Consider the following 14,695-nt stretch of genomic DNA (forward strand, 5'->3'; position numbering starts at 1 on the left):
TCTCGTTTCAGGAGATGTCTAGATCAGGCTTCCGGCGAATAGCCGAAGACGACGGCCGGGTTCTCTGCCGTCTCGACCCAGACACTCTTCGTCTGGGTGTAGGCCATCAGCGCGTCGCGGCCGGAGGAGCGGCCGTAGCCCGAGCGGCCGAAGCCGCCGAAGGGCGACATGACGCTGATCGTCTTGTAGCCGTTGATCCAGAAGGTGCCGGCCCGCACTTTCGACGCGACCCGGTGGGCGCGGCCGACATCACGGGTCCACACAGCACCGGCAAGGCCGTAGGGGTTGTCGTTGGCGAGGGTCACCGCCTCTTCCTCGTCGTCGAAGACGGTAACACCGACGACCGGGCCGAAGACCTCTTCGCGGGCGATCGTCATGTCCGGCTTGACGTTGTCGAGAATGGTCGGCGCGAAATAGAAGCCGCCGGAGGACTGAAGGGCAGCCGGCTTGGCGCCGCCGGTTGCAAGCGTCGCACCTTCGGCCACGCCCTGCTTGACCATTTCCTCGATCTTTGCCCATTGGCGGGCGTTGTTGATCGGACCGATCTGCGTCGTATCCAGGTAGGGATCGCCAACGGGGATGCGGGCGGCAGCCTCGGCATAACGCTCGACGAACTGCTGGTGCACCGAGCGATGCACGAGCAGGCGCGAGCCGGCAACGCAGCTCTGGCCGGCGCCAGAGAAGATCGCCGATTGGGCGCCGACGATGGCGCGGTCGATATCGGCATCGGCAAAGACGATGTTGCCGGACTTGCCGCCGAGTTCGAGGATACAGGGCACGACGTTCTTCGCAGCCGCTGCCGCAATGGCCGAACCGGCAAGCGCCGAGCCGACGAAGACGACGAGTGCCGTTTTCGGATGGGCGACCATCGCCTGGCCGGCTGTCACGCCTTGCCCGGCGATGACGTTGACGAGGCCGCGCGGCGCACCGCCCGCCTCGCAGAGCGCACCGAGCACGAGGGTGCTCAGCGGCGTCAGTTCCGACGGCTTGATGACGACGCCGTTGCCCGCGCAGATCGCGGGCGCAATCTGCCAGCCGCCGGTAAAGAGCGGTGCGTTCCAGGGGGTGATCTGGGCGACGACTCCGACCGGCTCGTTGCGGGTATAGTTTAGGTGCGAGGTCGGAACCGGGATCACCTCGCCGTGCAGCTTGTCGCACCAGCCGGCGTAGTATTCGAACATCTCGGCGACGCGCAGCGCCTCGCCGCGGATGTCACGGATCGGCCGGCCGGCAGAGCGGCTTTCAAGTTCAGCGATCTCGCCGGCGCGCTCGCGGATCTTGCGGGCAATCTCGTTCATCACCCGGCCGCGCGCCGAAGCCGTCATCGAAATCCATTCGCGCTGGGCGCGCGCTGCCGCCTGCATCGCCGCGTCAACGACATCAGCGCCGGCATCCTTGAAGTTGGCGAAGATTTCGCCGGTCGCCGGATCGGTCAGCGCCTGTTCGTCGCCGGAGCCGGGTACCAGCGTGCCGTCGACATAGCTGCCGATCTCGCTGCCGGGGATGAGGCCGTGGAACAGCGCCCGGATGCGCTCGGCCTTGGCGGGCATGGTCATGTCGTTCATCGTCGTTCCCTTCAGGTCTCAGTTGTCGTTGGCCACGGGGCGGAAGGCGCCCATGCGGGTGAAGTCTTCGGCGTTGTCGAGCGGGCTTTCGGCCCAGAGCTTGGCGACGGCGCTTGCCAGCGGAAGCTCGGCGCCGGTGCGCGCCGCAAGCTCGCTGGCAAGCCGCACGTCCTTGCGCATCAGGCCCATGGTGAAGCCGCTGTCGAAGCGGCCGTTCGTCACCCAGGTCGGGAAATGCACTTCGCTGATCATCGACTTGCCGGAGGCGGCGTTGAGCACTTTCAGCGCCTCTTCGGCATCGAGCCCGGCGGCAAGCGCCAGCTTCAGCCCTTCGCCCGTCGTAACCATATGGGCCGCGGCAAGCAGGTTGTTGACGAGCTTGGCGACGTTGCCCGCGCCGCTCGGGCCGACATGCAGGGCCTTGGCCGACATCGCGTCGATGACCGGACCGGCAAGGGCGACATCCTGATCGCTGCCGCCGATCATCATCGTCAGCTTGCCGTTTGCGGCACCCGCCGGTCCGCCGGAGACGGGCGCGTCGATGAAGCCGTGGCCGAGACCGGCAAGGGCGGCAGCGAGATCACGCGAGACATCCGGCTCGGAGGTCGAGGTGTCGATGATGACGACCCGCCGACCGGCCTCCTTCAGCGCCTCGAGATTGGCCTCGACGACGGCTGCCACGTCCTTGGCGGTCGGCAGCGAGAAGACGATGAAATCGGTGTCGAAGAAGACCTCAGCGAGGGAGGCCACCGGGGTCACCCCGCCATCGGCGGCGAGCACGCGGCGTGCGTCGGAAAGGTCGAAGCCATTGACGGAAAAGCCTTTTCCGGCGAGCGTCGTCGCCATGCCGAGCCCCATGGCGCCCAGTCCCACCACGCCCACTGTCGTTCGTTCCGCCGTCATGATCCGCTTACCCTCGTATGATCTGATTGATCCGGAGAAGGTGGCACGCGGGCTGGTGAGCGGGTAGACGGCGCGCCTGGTACAATGCGTTGCTGGCGTGGCAACGTCTGGAGGGCCAACGGCGACGGGCAGGCGCGCGTCAGCGGCACGCGGGTTCATAGGGCCGGGAAGCTGCCTAGGAGCGGAAGGACTGCATTTCCTGTGCAAGGTGCTGGCCGAGCTTTTCGACCGACAGCGGCAGGCGGCGGTGCGCCCGCACCATCAGATGCGCACTCGCCTCGCTCAGCAGCGGATCGGCGAGATCGATCGCCTGCATGGACCCGCGCGCGATTTCGACAGTGACGGACGTGCGCGGCAGGAAGGTGACGCCAAGGCCGGCGGCGACAAAACGCCTGAGCACCTCGATCGAATGGGTTTCAAGCAACGGCGCCAGCGCCAGCCCCGCATCGGCCGCCACGCGCGCCACCAGTTGGGTCACGCCATTGCCCTTCCCGAGCAAGGCGCAGGGGAAGGCGAGGCAATCGGCAAGTTTCAGGATGCCGCGCTCGGACAGCGGATGGCCCGCCTGCACGATGACGCAGAGCGGCTGGCGCGCAATCGCCAGCGCCCGAATGCGCGGCTCGGTCAGGGGATTGTAGGCGATGCCGATGTCGGCGTCGCTGTTGGCGATGGCGTCGACGACATCTTCGGTGCTGCCGAGCTCGACGATGTAGCGCACATAGGAATGCGCCTTCGAAAACGACGAGAGCCCGTGCTCCACCAGATCGGCCATGAAGCCTTCGCCGCAGCGAATGCGGATGCGGGTCTGCTGCACGCCGCGGATCTGGTCGAGCTGCTCGGCGAGCAGCCCGTTGTCCTCGAGCACCCGTTTGCCGTGTTCGAGCACCAGTTCACCGGCGTCGGTCAAAACCGTGCCGCGGGCGGTGCGCTCGAAGAGGGACAGGCCGATGTCGCGTTCGGTGTCGGCAATCTGGCGGCTGACGACGGATGGCGCCAGCCCCATATGCTCCGCAGCGCCCCGGATCGAGCCGATGCGCGCAACCGCCATAAAGATCCTGAGCGCTTTCGCGTCGAGTACGTCCATGGTGGTCATGGATGCGACGGAATTCCCTTGCGGTCAACGACCAAGCGAGGTCGCGATCAGGCGTGTCCAGAGGTTTACGCCCTGGCCGATGATCGCATCGTTGAAATCGTAGTGCGGCGAGTGCAGGCCGGGGTTAGCGCCCTCGCGTCTTGCGCCGAGCCAGAGGTAGCAGCCGGGGCGTTCGTCGAGCATGAAGGCGAAGTCTTCCGCCGCCATGCTGGGGGCCGCGTCGACGACGGTCAAGGCAGGGTCCGCAGCGGCGACCGAGCGGGCGAGCGCGGCGGCCGCCGGATCGTTGATGGTTGCGGGGTAGCGGCGCTGATAGTCGAGCTCGGCCTTGCAGCCGAGGCCCTCCGCGAGCGCGGTGACGAGCGTGCGCATGCGGCTTTCGAGCGTATCGCCGACCGCCTTGTCGAACCAGCGCGTGGTGCCGCGGATCACGGCTTTCTCCGGGATCACGTTCCAGGCGTCGCCACCGTGGATCTGCGTGACGGAGACGACGGCGGCTTCGAGCGGCGAGACGTTGCGGCTGGCAATTGTCTGCAAGGCCGTGACGATCTGGGCGCTCGCGACCAACGGGTCGGCGCCCTCATGCGGCATCGCTCCATGGGCGCCGCGACCGGTGATAGTGATCTCGAAGACGCCGAAGGCGGCCATCATCGCGTCGTCGCGGGCCACCACCGTGCCGACATCGAGCGCCGGCCAGTTGTGCAGGGCATAAACGGCATCGGCGGGGAAATCGCGGAAGAGGCCGTCGGCGACCATGACGCGGGCGCCGCCCTCGGCCTCTTCGGCCGGCTGGAAGATGAAGTGCACGGTGCCGTCGAAATCCATCTCGCTTGCCTGCCGGGCGGCGGCAAGCAGCATGGCGACGTGGCCGTCGTGGCCGCAGGCGTGCATCTTGCCCGTCGTCTTCGAGGCGTAGGCAGCGCCGCTCGTCTCGACGATCGGCAAGGCGTCCATATCGGCGCGAATGGCGATCGATCGGTTCGATGTGCCACGCCTGAGCGTGCCGACAACCCCGGTGCCGCCATAACCGTCCTTCACGGCAATGCCCCATTCGGCAAGCCGGCCGGCGATGAAGGCCGCGGTCTGGCGTTCCTCGAAGGCAAGCTCGGGATGGGCATGCAGGTGATGACGCCAGCGGATCGTTTCCTCGATGCGCTCGGGGCTGATGTCGTGGCGTATCATGGCGTGCGTCCTGTCATTAGAGGGATGGCCGGCCGCAGAGCGGCCGACCCTTTTTTGCACAGTTCCGGACGGAAAACCGCTTCGCAGTTCTCCTTGGAATTGCGCGCCTGCGTTATTGGCCGAGGCGCAGGAAGAGATCGGCGACGACGACCGAGCCCATATAAGTGCCGACCATCACGCAGATCGCGACGATGACGATCTTCCAGCCGGAGCGGCGGGCGATCGCGAATTCGCTCGCGGTCAAAGCCAGGCCGCCATAGGCTAGCGCCGGGGTCGCCAGTGCAAGGAAGTTGAGGTGCTCGACCTGCTCACTGACCCAGGCTGCACCCGGAACGCCCGGGATGGTGATGAGGATCGCGATCAGCGAAACCCAGGCGACGCTTGGGAGGTAGAAGGGCACGAAGCGGGCGAGCGCCAGGCCGACGATGCAGGCGGCATAGAGCGTCGCCATGCCCGGCAGTGCGGTGAGCGGCGAGGTGCCGGTACCGACCCAGTTGGCGACGAGGCCGATGGCACAGGCGATGATCAGCAGGCCCGCATGGCCGACGACGTCGAGCTTGCGCTCGTCCTCCGGGTTCAGCGGGAGATCGTCGGCGTAGTTGGCGGAAGTGTTCTGGTTGGTCATGGTTCTCTCTCCCGATCAGGCTGCGGTGCGACGCTCGGACGGGCGAGCCTTGTTGTAGAGCCACTCCGTCAAAGGCAGCGCGACGAACATGCCGACATAAAGCCCAGTGGCGTAGGTCAGGATGTTGCTCGCGGCGGCGAGCGCCAGGATGATGTCCTTCTGGTCCGGCACGGCCGCGACGAGGCCGCCGGTACATGCGGCGAGCATCGAGCCGGAGCCGACGCCGCAGGACATGGCGAGCGCGCGCACGTCGAAGATGCCGAGGCCATGCACGATCGGCGGCATGATGGCGAAGACGAAGGTGCCAATCAGCGTGCCGGTCGCGTAGACGCCCATGGCGCCGGCACCTTCCGGCGAGTTGAGGCCGTATTTGTCGGCGATCAGCGCGATGTTCGGCTCGCGGTCGATCGAATAGGTGGCGCCGACGGCTTCACGGCCCATCTTGAGAAGAAACACTGCGACCGGGAAGGCGACCATGATCGTGCCGAGATTGCCGAGTTCCTGCAGCACCAGCGCCGGGCCGGCCTCGATGATCTGCGAAATCTGCGGGCCGACCGTCGTTCCGAACTTGGCGATGAACGGCATGATGGCAACGGTGATCATCGCGCCGGAAAGCTTGACCGCGTCGCGCGACAGGAACTTGCCGGTCGCCTTGAAAATGGCCGGATTGAAGGCGATGCCGAGCGCGAAGGCGTAAAGGATCGGCAGGAAGATGACGGTGCCGATGCCGATCGGCAGGCGCTGAATGCCGATCAGCTCGGAGACGATGACGATCGCCAGCACAAGGATATGGAGATAGAGCGCGCCCGAGGCGGCTCCGGTTTTCCCGGTCATGATGTTCTCCTCTGGTTGGGAGCCAGTTGTTGTTCTTTGCCCAGCGTTCAGAGTAGGCGGTGAGGGCAAATTGCGGCTAGCCGGCCGGCGAGCAACGAAGTGTTGCGATTTGAGCAACGGGCGGGCCGCTGTTCGGGCGGCCATCGGGATCGATCCCTGAGCGCCTTCGTGTCATGGCGTCATTCCTGCAGTTCATTCCAGTTGGCGCAACGACGAATCGTCAACGCCTCTGCCCTTGCTGTCGCACAGCGGGGAGGGGCAGCCAAGCGCTATTGGCTTCTTTCGGCGAGAGACTTGCCGAAGTCCATTCCGCCTGCGCCCACGCTCTCCATCATCTCCTTGATCCTCCCGGCGACGGAAAACGAGAGCCAACAAAATTCCCTGAAAACCCCCATTGAAATCGATTACATTTTCTGGCTTCATGGTTTTCGCAAGATTTGGGAGGATCTGATGAAGAAATTTATCGCCGCAGCGCTTGGCGCTGTCGCAACCATTGCTATTTCCGCTTCTGTCGCCAATGCCGAGACTTTCAAGATCGGCCTGTCCAACGGCTGGGTCGGCAGCGAATGGCGCACGCAGATGATCGACGAGGCCAAGGAGGCCGCGGCGAAGTGGAAGGAGAAGGGCGTCGATGTCGAAGTCTCCGTCCAGAGCGCCAATGTCGACGTGCCCGGCCAGATCGCGCATGTGCGCAACTTCATCGCCGAGGGCGTCAACGCCATCATCATCAACCCCAACAGCCCGACGGCCTTCGATCCGATCTTCGCCCAGGCGAAGGAAGCCGGCATCCTGGTGATCGCGACGGACGCCGAGGTTTCCTCGCCGGATGCGACTTATGTCGGCATCGACCAGACGGCCTGGGGTGCGGCCGGCGCCAAGTGGCTCGCCGATACGCTCGGCGGCAAGGGCAAGGTGGTCGCCATCAACGGCGTTGCCGGCCACCCGGCCAACGAGATGCGCGTTGCCGGCTACAAGAGTGTCTTCAAGGACTATCCGGATCTGCAGGTGGTCAACGAGGTCAACGCCAACTGGGATCAGGCCCAGGGCCAGCAGGCGATGCAGAACATCCTTGCGACCTATCCTGACATCAACGGCGTCGTCGTGCAGGACGGCATGGCGGCGGGTGCCTGGAAGTCGATCATGGATGCGGGCAAGACCAGCCAGATCGCCGCGACCGGCGAAATCCGCAAGGACTTCATCGATCTCTGGAGCAAGGACAAGCTGAATTCCGGCGCGACCGTCAACCCGCCCGGCGTCATGGCAAGCGCGCTCAACGTCGCGGTGCTGATGCTGCAGGGCAAGGAACTGAAGGAGCCGGCAACGGCCGGTCAGTACAAGAACGCCATGTATCTGCCGATCCCGTTCATCGACTCGAAGAACCTTGGCGACGCTGCCAAGCAGCTCGACGGCAAGCCGGGCTACTACTCCTACACCAACGCGCTTTCGATCGACGACGCCACGGCGTTGTTCAAGTAAGCACGGTTTCGTCGGGCGGCTCCTGTCTTGAGCCGTCCGGCGACCGTTGCCGCCGATGGCGAACAAGGCCGATCGGCGTGAAGGAGCGCCGCAGTGGAGCCTGTCCCGAGACACGGGCATCCCTGATGGTGCGGCAAACAACCAAGTGGACGACAGCCGATGTCGAAACTGAGACTGAACGGCGTGAGCAAGGCTTACGGCGCAACGCTGGCGCTACGCCGCGGTGATCTCGAGATCGCCGCCGGTGAGGTGCATGTGCTGATGGGCTCCAACGGCTCCGGCAAGAGCACGCTCTGCAAGATCATTGCCGGCAGCGTGCGACCCGACAGCGGCCAGATCTTGATCAACGACAAGGCCGTGACGATCACCGGGCCGCAGGCCGCGCGCGCCGCCGGCATCGGCATCTTCTACCAGGAACTCAGCCTCGCCAGCCACCGGTCGGTCGAGGAGAACATCTGCCTTTCCGCCCTGCCGGTGAAGGCAGGCCTCTTCATCGACCGGCAAGCGCTGAAGGCGCGCGCGGCGCGCTACATCGCACTCTTTTCTGAGGTCTCCGGCGTGGGCTTTCATGCGGAGGCGCTGGTCGGCAACTTGCGCGCCGACCAGCGGCAACTGGTCGAAATCATGAAGGCGCTCGCGAGCGAAGCGCCGATCCTGATCTTCGACGAACCGACCTCGGCGCTCGACCGCGCTCAGGTCGATCGCTTTTTCGAGATCCTGCGCGATCTGAAGGCGCAGGGGCGCGGCATCATTTTCATCTCCCACCGCATGGATGAAATCACCGCGATCGGCGATCGCGTCACGATCATCCGCGATGGCGAAACCATCGAGACGCTCAAGCTCTCCGAGACCGATCCGGCAACGGTCATCCGGCTGATGGTCGGCGGCGCCAGCGACATGCCGGCGGCGCGATCCTCGGCGCCGGCAGTGGTGGAAATCGGGGCACAAGCGGCAATCTCGGTTCGCAACCTCGCGGGCAAGGGCTTTCGCGATGTCAGCTTCGAGGTTGCAAAGGGCGAGATCCTCGGCCTCGGCGGCCTGCACGGCCAAGGGCAGTCGGCGCTGCTGCGGGCGATATTCGGCGCAGGCACCGTCACATCCGGCGCGGTGACGATCGGTGGCCAACGCTACGAAGCCAAAAGCCCGCGTGACGCCATCCGCCGCGGCTGCGCCTATGTCTCCGGCGACCGCGGTCGCGACGGCGTCATCAGCGGCCGTCCGATCATCGAGAACGTCACGCCGATCCATTATCTGCGCGACCGGCTGATGCTTGCGCGACCCTCAAGCCTTCGGGACAAGGCGATGCCGGCGCTGGAAGCGATGCACACCAAGTTTGCGAGCCTCTTCCATCCGATCAATTCGCTCTCCGGCGGCAACCAGCAGAAGGTGATCATCGCCCGCTGGCTGATCGATCGTCCCGATGTGCTGCTGCTCGACGATCCGACCAAGGGCATCGACCTCCAGGCCAAGGCCGATCTCTTTGCACTCATCCGGCAGCTTGCGGCCGAGGGTCTCGGCATCCTGCTCTATTCGTCCGAGGACGCCGAACTGCTCGGTAATGCCAACCGCATCCTCGTCTTCAACGGCGGCTCGGTGACGCGCGAACTGACCGGCGACGATCGCACCCGCTACAATCTCTACCAGGCTGCATACGAGGCCGCATGATGACATCGATCGCCACAGACATTTCTACGCCAAGGAGCGGTGGCCTGCGCTCCTGGCTCGAGCGTTACCCGTTCCTGCCGGCGCTGGTCATCCTCATCGCGCTTCTGGCGCTGAACGGCCTCTTTTCGCCCAACAGCCTCAGCTTCCGCTCTCTAGCGGGCCTGCTCAGCACCTACATGGCGCTGGTCATGCTCGCGATCGCCCAAACCTATGTCGTCTCCGCCGGCGACATCGACCTTTCCGCCGGTGCGACGCTGTCGCTGGTCAATGTCGCAATCGTCGTGCTGATGGAGCGCTGGGGCGGCGGCGCAGGCGCGGTACTGCTTGCGCTGACGCTTGGGCTCCTCATCGGTCTTGCCTGCGGGCTGGTCAACGGACTGGTCGTTGCGGCCCTTCGGCTGCAGGCGATCGTCGCGACCTTTGCGACCAGCATCTTCTTCACCGGGCTGGCGCTCTATGTCATGCCCGTCGCCGGCACGCCGGCGCCGACAATCTTCTGGCGCACCTATGGCGGACGGCTGCTCGGCCTGCCCTTCGTCTTCTACGTGCTCGCGGCCCTCGCGATCCTGCTCTTTCTGTTGTCGCGCACCCGCATCGTCACTGAACTTCTGGCCGTTGGCGACGACCAGCAGGCGGCCTATCAGACGGGGCTTCCGGTCGTCGCGGTCCGCATCAAGGGCTACCTGCTTTGCGGCCTGTTCTCTGCCCTCGCCGCCTTCTGCCTGACGGGCGATACGGCGAGCGGCGATCCGCTCGTCGGCGGCAAGATGACGCTCTATAGCGTCGCCGCCGTCGTGCTCGGCGGCAGTGCGCTTGCCGGCGGCTGGACGACGGTGGTCGGCTCGCTCCTCGGCGCGCTGACGATCGGCCTCGTCAATTCGCTGGTCTTCTTCATGGGCACGCCGTCGGAATGGCAGAACTTCGTCCAGGGCCTCGCCATTCTGATCGTCCTGATGGCGGGCGTGCTCGCCGGCCGGAGGGCACGCGTATGAGTTCGGTTTTCGCCTTCTTCAAACGGCCGCTGGTCGTGGCGCTCATCCTCATCGTCGCGCTGCTTGTTCTCGGCCAAAGCCTCTCGCCGGGCTTTGCCTCGGCCGACCAGATCCTGCGGCTCTTGATCGTCGCCTCGCTGCTCGGCATCGTCGCTGCCGGCCAGAATGTCGTCATTCTCGGCGGCCGCGAGGGCATCGATCTCTCCGTCGGCGGCGTCGTGTCGCTCTCGGCGATCATTGCTGGCAATGTCATGAACGGTGCCGATGGCGGCATCCTGCCGGCCGTGCTTGCCTGCCTCGCAGCCGGCGCCGTCTTCGGACTTTTGAACGGTCTCGGCGTCACGCTTCTGCGCATCCCGCCGCTGGTGATGACGCTCGGCATGCTCGGCGTGCTGCAGGGCCTCCTGGTGGTCATTCGCCAGGGCATCCCTTCGGGCCGCGCCGCGCCCGGCCTCTCCGCCTTCGTGACCCAGCCGATTGCGCTCGGCATTCCCGGCATCATCTGGCTCTGGGTCGCGATCGGCCTGTTCATGGCCTTCATGCTGAACCGCACCGTCTTCGGTCATCGGATCTACGCGATCGGCTCCAATGATCACGCGGCCTATATGGCCGGCGTGCCGGTTCGGCTCATGCGCATCGGTCTCTTCATGATCTCGGGCATGTTCGCCGCGATCGCCGGGCTCTGCCTGCTCGGTTACTCCGGCTCGTCCTTCGCCAATGTCGGCGAGCAATACATGCTCTCATCGATCATCGCCGTCGTCTTCGGCGGCACGTCGCTTGCCGGCGGCAAGGGCGGCTACACGGGCACCATGGCGGGCGCGCTGCTGCTTGTCATCCTTCAGGGCATCCTGACGACGGTGAACATCGACGAATCCGGGCGTCAGATGGTGTTCGGCGCCACCCTGCTACTGCTCATGCTGTTCTATGGCCGCGGGAGGGCGATGCGCGCATGAGCGAGCGGCCGAAGATCAAGGATATCGCAGAACGCGCCGGAGTCTCGGTCGCAACTGTGTCGCGGGCGCTGAGCGGCTCGTCGCTGGTGACCGACGAGACACGCAAGCGCGTCAACGCGCTGGCGCGCGAGCTCAACTATCGCCCGAATGTCAGCGCCCGCAACTTGCGGACCCGCCGCTCCATGTCGGTGCTGCTCGTCGTGCGCGACGTCGGCAACCCCTTCTATCTCGAAATCCTCAAGGGCGTGGAAGCGACGGCGCGCGAAGCCGGCTACGCCGTCCTCATGGGCAACACCGAGAACGATCCGGACCGCGAGGTCGAGTACTTCAACATGCTGCGCGACGGCCATGCCGACGGCATGATCCTGATGACCGGCAAGCTGCCGCCACCGCAGCCGGGTGAAAGTGCCGATCTCTCGCATCTGCCTGTTGTTATCGCGCTGGAAATGATCGAGGGATCCGGTTTCCCACATGTGCAGATCGACAATGTGGCCGCGGCTCAGGCTGCGGTCGAACATCTGATCGCGCTCGGTCATCGCCGCATCGCCCATATCGCCGGTCCGCTGCCGGAGGTCATGGCGGTCCATCGCCGTGACGGCTACCGGGTCGCGATGAAGGCCGCCGGCCTTGATATTCCCGAGGGGTACGAGGTTCGCGGCGATTACCTGCTCGAAAGCGGCGAGGCCCGCGCCGCGGACCTTTTCGCCCTGGCGGAACCGCCGACGGCGATCTTCGCCGCCAACGACGAGATGGCCTATGGCGCCATCCATGCGCTGCGGCGGCTCGGCCGCGATGTTCCGGGCGACGTCTCGGTCGTCGGTTTCGACGATCTCTATCTCAGCAAAGCCTTCTATCCGCCGCTGACGACCGTCAGCCAGCCGCGCGCCGACATCGGCCGCACGGCGATGTCCCAGCTTCTCAACGTTCTCTCGGATGGCGACGTCGGAGCAGAGCCGGCCATCGTCCTGCCGACGACGCTCAACATCCGTGGCAGCACCGCACCGCCGCGAAAATAGCCGGAGCGGGATGAACGCACGTGGTTTCCGCACGTCCCGATCCCGCCGTTATCACACTCGATCAATGGGAGAAGAGAATGACACAGCTACCGAAGCAGACGCTGCGCGTGGGTTTCGTCGGATCGGGCTTCATCGCCCATTTCCACCTGAAATCGATGATCGGCGTGCGCAATGTCGAGGTCACCGGCGTCTTCAGCCGCGAGGCGGAAAACCGCGAGAAGTTTGCAAACGAAGTCGCATCCCTCGGTCTCGGAACCTGCCGCACACATGAAAGCCTGGAAGCGCTGCTGACCGCCGATGACGTCGATGCAGTCTGGATCCTCTCGCCCAACTACACCCGCATCGACGTCATGCGTTCGCTGCACAAGGCGGTCAAGGACGGCCGCAGCAGGATCTTTGCCGTTGCCTGCGAAAAGCCGCTGGCGCGCACGGTGGCCGAAGCCCGCGAGATGCTGTCGCTGGCCGAAGATGCAGGCCTCAACCACGGTTATCTCGAAAACCAGGTCTTCTGCACGCCGGTGCTGCGCGGCAAGGAAATCATCTGGCGGCGCGCGGCGTCCACCACCGGCCGCCCCTATCTGGCGCGGGCGGCCGAGGAACATTCCGGCCCGCACGAGCCCTGGTTCTGGCAGGGGGACAAGCAGGGCGGCGGCGTGCTCTCAGACATGATGTGCCACAGCGTCGAAGTCGCACGCTACCTGCTGACGGCGCCCGGCGCGCCGCGCAATTCGCTGAAGATCAAGGCGGTGAACGGCACGGTCGCCAATCTCAAATGGACGCGGCCGCACTATGCCGAACAACTGCGCAACCGCTTTGGCAGCGAGGTCGATTATCGCAACCGGCCGTCCGAGGACTTTGCCCGTGCCACGGTGACGCTTGAGGATCAGGACGGCAACGAGCTGATGATCGAGGCGACCACCTCCTGGGCCTATGTCGGCGCTGGACTTCGCATCCAGCTCGAACTGCTCGGTCCGGAATATGCGCTCGAATACAATTCGCTCTCAACCGGCCTTAAGATCTTCATGTCGCGCGAGGTCAAGGGGTCCGAAGGCGAGGACCTCGTCGAGAAGCAGAACGCCGAACAGGGCCTGATGCCGGTGCTCGAGGACGAGGCCGGCGTCTATGGCTACACGGATGAGAACCGCCATATGGTGGAGTGCTTCCGCAAGGGCGAAAAGCCGCTCGAGACCTTCGAGGACGGGCTTGCCGTCGTCGAGATGCTGATGGGCCTTTACCGGTCGGCAGAAATCAATGCGACGCTCAACTTCCCGGCGCCGGAACTGGAACATTACGTGCCGGTCGTGGCACGCCGGGGTGCCTGACGACTGATGCTCGGCGCCCGCGCGATCGGGGCGGTGGGCCGAGTTTGCTGAGCAATTGGGCGGCGGAGGCGATGACCGTCTTCGCCGCCCCGCAAGCAACGAGGGCCGTATACGCTTTCCTCCATGATCCCGGTTGACGGGGATCAATGTCGCCGCGCGCGCATCTGCCTAGGCTCACCCAGTCCTTAGGTCCGGTCGCGAGGAGGAAACGCGATGACATACAAAACCATTCTCGCCGTCGTCGGCGTCGATCATTCTGCAGACGATCTGCGTGCCGCGGCACAGGTCTGCGCCTCGGCAAACGCTCACCTCTGCCTGTTGATCGTCAAGCTCGCCGCTTCTCCACCGATCGGCGATTTTGCCGCCGCCATCTCGATTGACTGGCTGAACGAACGTCAGCGCGAAGTCGACAAGCTCGAATCCTGCGTGGCGCGTGCAACCGACATTCTCACCCGGGAAGGCATCTCGTTCAGCGTCGAGACGAAATACACCGAAGCCGCCTGGGCGGATGACGAGATCGGCGAGCGCGCCCGCTATGCCGACCTGACGCTGGTCGGCGACGGCCTGATGCTGGACCCGGAGCTACGGTCGCGCACCATCGACGGGACGCTGTTCAACTCCGCCCGACCGGTCCTCGTCCTGCCCAAGGGCAAGCCGGCGCGGCTTGATCCGAAGACGGTCGTGCTTGCCTGGAACTCCCGGCTGGAAGCGGCCCGTGCCGTGCGTGAAGCGCTCGACCTTCTGAAGGGGGCCAGGACCGTGCACGTGACGATGGTCGACCCGCGTTCGGCGTATGGCAAGAACGGCGAGGAACCGGGCGCCGATATTGCCGGTTACCTTGCCCGGCACGGCGTTTCGGTTTCCGTCGAGCGGCTGCCGAGCGGCGGTCATAGCGTCGACGACGTGATCAATCGGTTCGCTTCCGACGTGGCGGCCGATCTGATCGTCATGGGCGCCTATGGCCACTCCAGAATGCGCGAACGCGTCTTTGGCGGCGTCACCCGGTCGATGCTCGAAAACGCCGTGGTTCCCGTGCTCATGGCCCATTGACCGGCAGGGCCGAGCGCGC

At 65.2% G+C, this 14,695-nt stretch carries 13 protein-coding genes; 7 read left to right on the forward strand and 6 right to left on the reverse strand.

The genetic code is table 11. The annotated features are described in order from the left end of the window. Window positions 1-23: 23 nt before the first annotated feature. The 6 genes from IB267_RS25565 to IB267_RS25590 form a co-directional block, all read right to left on the reverse strand. On the reverse strand, window positions 24-1,565 hold the full coding sequence (locus tag IB267_RS25565) for an aldehyde dehydrogenase family protein (protein ID WP_371742637.1): 1,542 nt from the start codon (window positions 1,563-1,565) through the stop codon (window positions 24-26). 18 nt (window positions 1,566-1,583) lie between these two features. Next, entirely contained in the window at window positions 1,584-2,627 is a 1,044-nt protein-coding gene (locus tag IB267_RS25570) for an NAD(P)-dependent oxidoreductase (RefSeq protein ID WP_192450281.1), read from the reverse strand. Window positions 2,628-2,643: 16 nt separating this feature from the next. Beyond that, window positions 2,644-3,561: a LysR family transcriptional regulator gene (locus IB267_RS25575; RefSeq protein ID WP_246810838.1), complete on the reverse strand. Its 918-nt coding sequence runs from the start codon at window positions 3,559-3,561 to the stop codon at window positions 2,644-2,646. 24 nt (window positions 3,562-3,585) lie between these two features. Continuing rightward, entirely contained in the window at window positions 3,586-4,743 is a 1,158-nt protein-coding gene (locus IB267_RS25580; RefSeq protein WP_192450283.1) for a M20 aminoacylase family protein, read from the reverse strand. A gap of 112 nt (window positions 4,744-4,855) precedes the next feature. Beyond that, window positions 4,856-5,368, reverse strand: coding sequence for a hypothetical protein (locus IB267_RS25585; protein ID WP_192450285.1), 513 nt, complete (start codon window positions 5,366-5,368; stop codon window positions 4,856-4,858). Window positions 5,369-5,383: 15 nt separating this feature from the next. Next, the gene (locus tag IB267_RS25590; RefSeq protein ID WP_192450287.1) at window positions 5,384-6,202 is read right to left on the reverse strand and encodes a DUF3100 domain-containing protein; all 819 of its coding nucleotides are present in this window, start codon (window positions 6,200-6,202) and stop codon (window positions 5,384-5,386) included. Between the two features lie 450 nt (window positions 6,203-6,652). Here IB267_RS25590 and IB267_RS25595 point away from each other — a divergent pair, with 450 nt between their 5' ends. The 7 genes from IB267_RS25595 (at window position 6,653) to IB267_RS25625 (ending at window position 14,676) form a co-directional block, all read left to right on the forward strand. Further along, a complete protein-coding gene (locus IB267_RS25595) occupies window positions 6,653-7,678 on the forward strand; it encodes an ABC transporter substrate-binding protein (RefSeq protein ID WP_192450289.1) in 1,026 nt (341 codons plus the stop codon). A 159-nt stretch (window positions 7,679-7,837) separates the two neighbouring features. Further along, complete coding sequence (locus IB267_RS25600; protein WP_192450291.1) at window positions 7,838-9,343, forward strand: sugar ABC transporter ATP-binding protein; 1,506 nt, start codon at window positions 7,838-7,840, stop codon at window positions 9,341-9,343. Then, window positions 9,343-10,335 carry an ABC transporter permease gene (locus IB267_RS25605; RefSeq protein ID WP_192450537.1) on the forward strand — a complete coding sequence of 331 codons (993 nt, stop codon included), beginning with the start codon at window positions 9,343-9,345 and terminating at the stop codon, window positions 10,333-10,335. The genes IB267_RS25600 and IB267_RS25605 overlap by 1 nt, the downstream gene beginning before the upstream one ends. Beyond that, a complete protein-coding gene (locus IB267_RS25610) occupies window positions 10,332-11,288 on the forward strand; it encodes an ABC transporter permease (protein ID WP_192450293.1) in 957 nt (318 codons plus the stop codon). The genes IB267_RS25605 and IB267_RS25610 overlap by 4 nt, the downstream gene beginning before the upstream one ends. Then, window positions 11,285-12,304 (forward strand): LacI family DNA-binding transcriptional regulator, encoded by a 1,020-nt coding sequence (locus IB267_RS25615; protein WP_192450295.1) that lies wholly within the window; start codon window positions 11,285-11,287, stop codon window positions 12,302-12,304. The genes IB267_RS25610 and IB267_RS25615 overlap by 4 nt, the downstream gene beginning before the upstream one ends. 77 nt (window positions 12,305-12,381) lie before the next feature. Beyond that, a complete protein-coding gene (locus IB267_RS25620) occupies window positions 12,382-13,626 on the forward strand; it encodes a Gfo/Idh/MocA family protein (protein WP_192450297.1) in 1,245 nt (414 codons plus the stop codon). Window positions 13,627-13,839: 213 nt separating this feature from the next. After that, complete coding sequence (locus tag IB267_RS25625; RefSeq protein WP_192450299.1) at window positions 13,840-14,676, forward strand: universal stress protein; 837 nt, start codon at window positions 13,840-13,842, stop codon at window positions 14,674-14,676. Window positions 14,677-14,695: the final 19 nt, after the last annotated feature.

Origin of the sequence: Ensifer sp. ENS09 (assembly GCF_014852425.1) — a bacterium.
Taxonomy (GTDB): Bacteria; Pseudomonadota; Alphaproteobacteria; order Rhizobiales; family Rhizobiaceae; genus Ensifer.

Bases quoted from the DNA above. Each gene is read 5' to 3' on its own strand.
- IB267_RS25565 (WP_371742637.1), bottom strand. From the start codon at position 1,565: ATGAACGACATGACCATGCCCGCCAAGGCCGAGCGCATCCGGGCGCTG.
- IB267_RS25570 (WP_192450281.1), bottom strand. From the start codon at position 2,627: ATGAACCCGCGTGCCGCTGACGCGCGCCTGCCCGTCGCCGTTGGCCCT.
- IB267_RS25575 (WP_246810838.1), bottom strand. From the start codon at position 3,561: ATGACCACCATGGACGTACTCGACGCGAAAGCGCTCAGGATCTTTATG.
- IB267_RS25580 (WP_192450283.1), bottom strand. From the start codon at position 4,743: ATGATACGCCACGACATCAGCCCCGAGCGCATCGAGGAAACGATCCGC.
- IB267_RS25585 (WP_192450285.1), bottom strand. From the start codon at position 5,368: ATGACCAACCAGAACACTTCCGCCAACTACGCCGACGATCTCCCGCTG.
- IB267_RS25590 (WP_192450287.1), bottom strand. From the start codon at position 6,202: ATGACCGGGAAAACCGGAGCCGCCTCGGGCGCGCTCTATCTCCATATC.
- IB267_RS25595 (WP_192450289.1), top strand. From the start codon at position 6,653: ATGAAGAAATTTATCGCCGCAGCGCTTGGCGCTGTCGCAACCATTGCT.
- IB267_RS25600 (WP_192450291.1), top strand. From the start codon at position 7,838: ATGTCGAAACTGAGACTGAACGGCGTGAGCAAGGCTTACGGCGCAACG.
- IB267_RS25605 (WP_192450537.1), top strand. From the start codon at position 9,343: ATGACATCGATCGCCACAGACATTTCTACGCCAAGGAGCGGTGGCCTG.
- IB267_RS25610 (WP_192450293.1), top strand. From the start codon at position 10,332: ATGAGTTCGGTTTTCGCCTTCTTCAAACGGCCGCTGGTCGTGGCGCTC.
- IB267_RS25615 (WP_192450295.1), top strand. From the start codon at position 11,285: ATGAGCGAGCGGCCGAAGATCAAGGATATCGCAGAACGCGCCGGAGTC.
- IB267_RS25620 (WP_192450297.1), top strand. From the start codon at position 12,382: ATGACACAGCTACCGAAGCAGACGCTGCGCGTGGGTTTCGTCGGATCG.
- IB267_RS25625 (WP_192450299.1), top strand. From the start codon at position 13,840: ATGACATACAAAACCATTCTCGCCGTCGTCGGCGTCGATCATTCTGCA.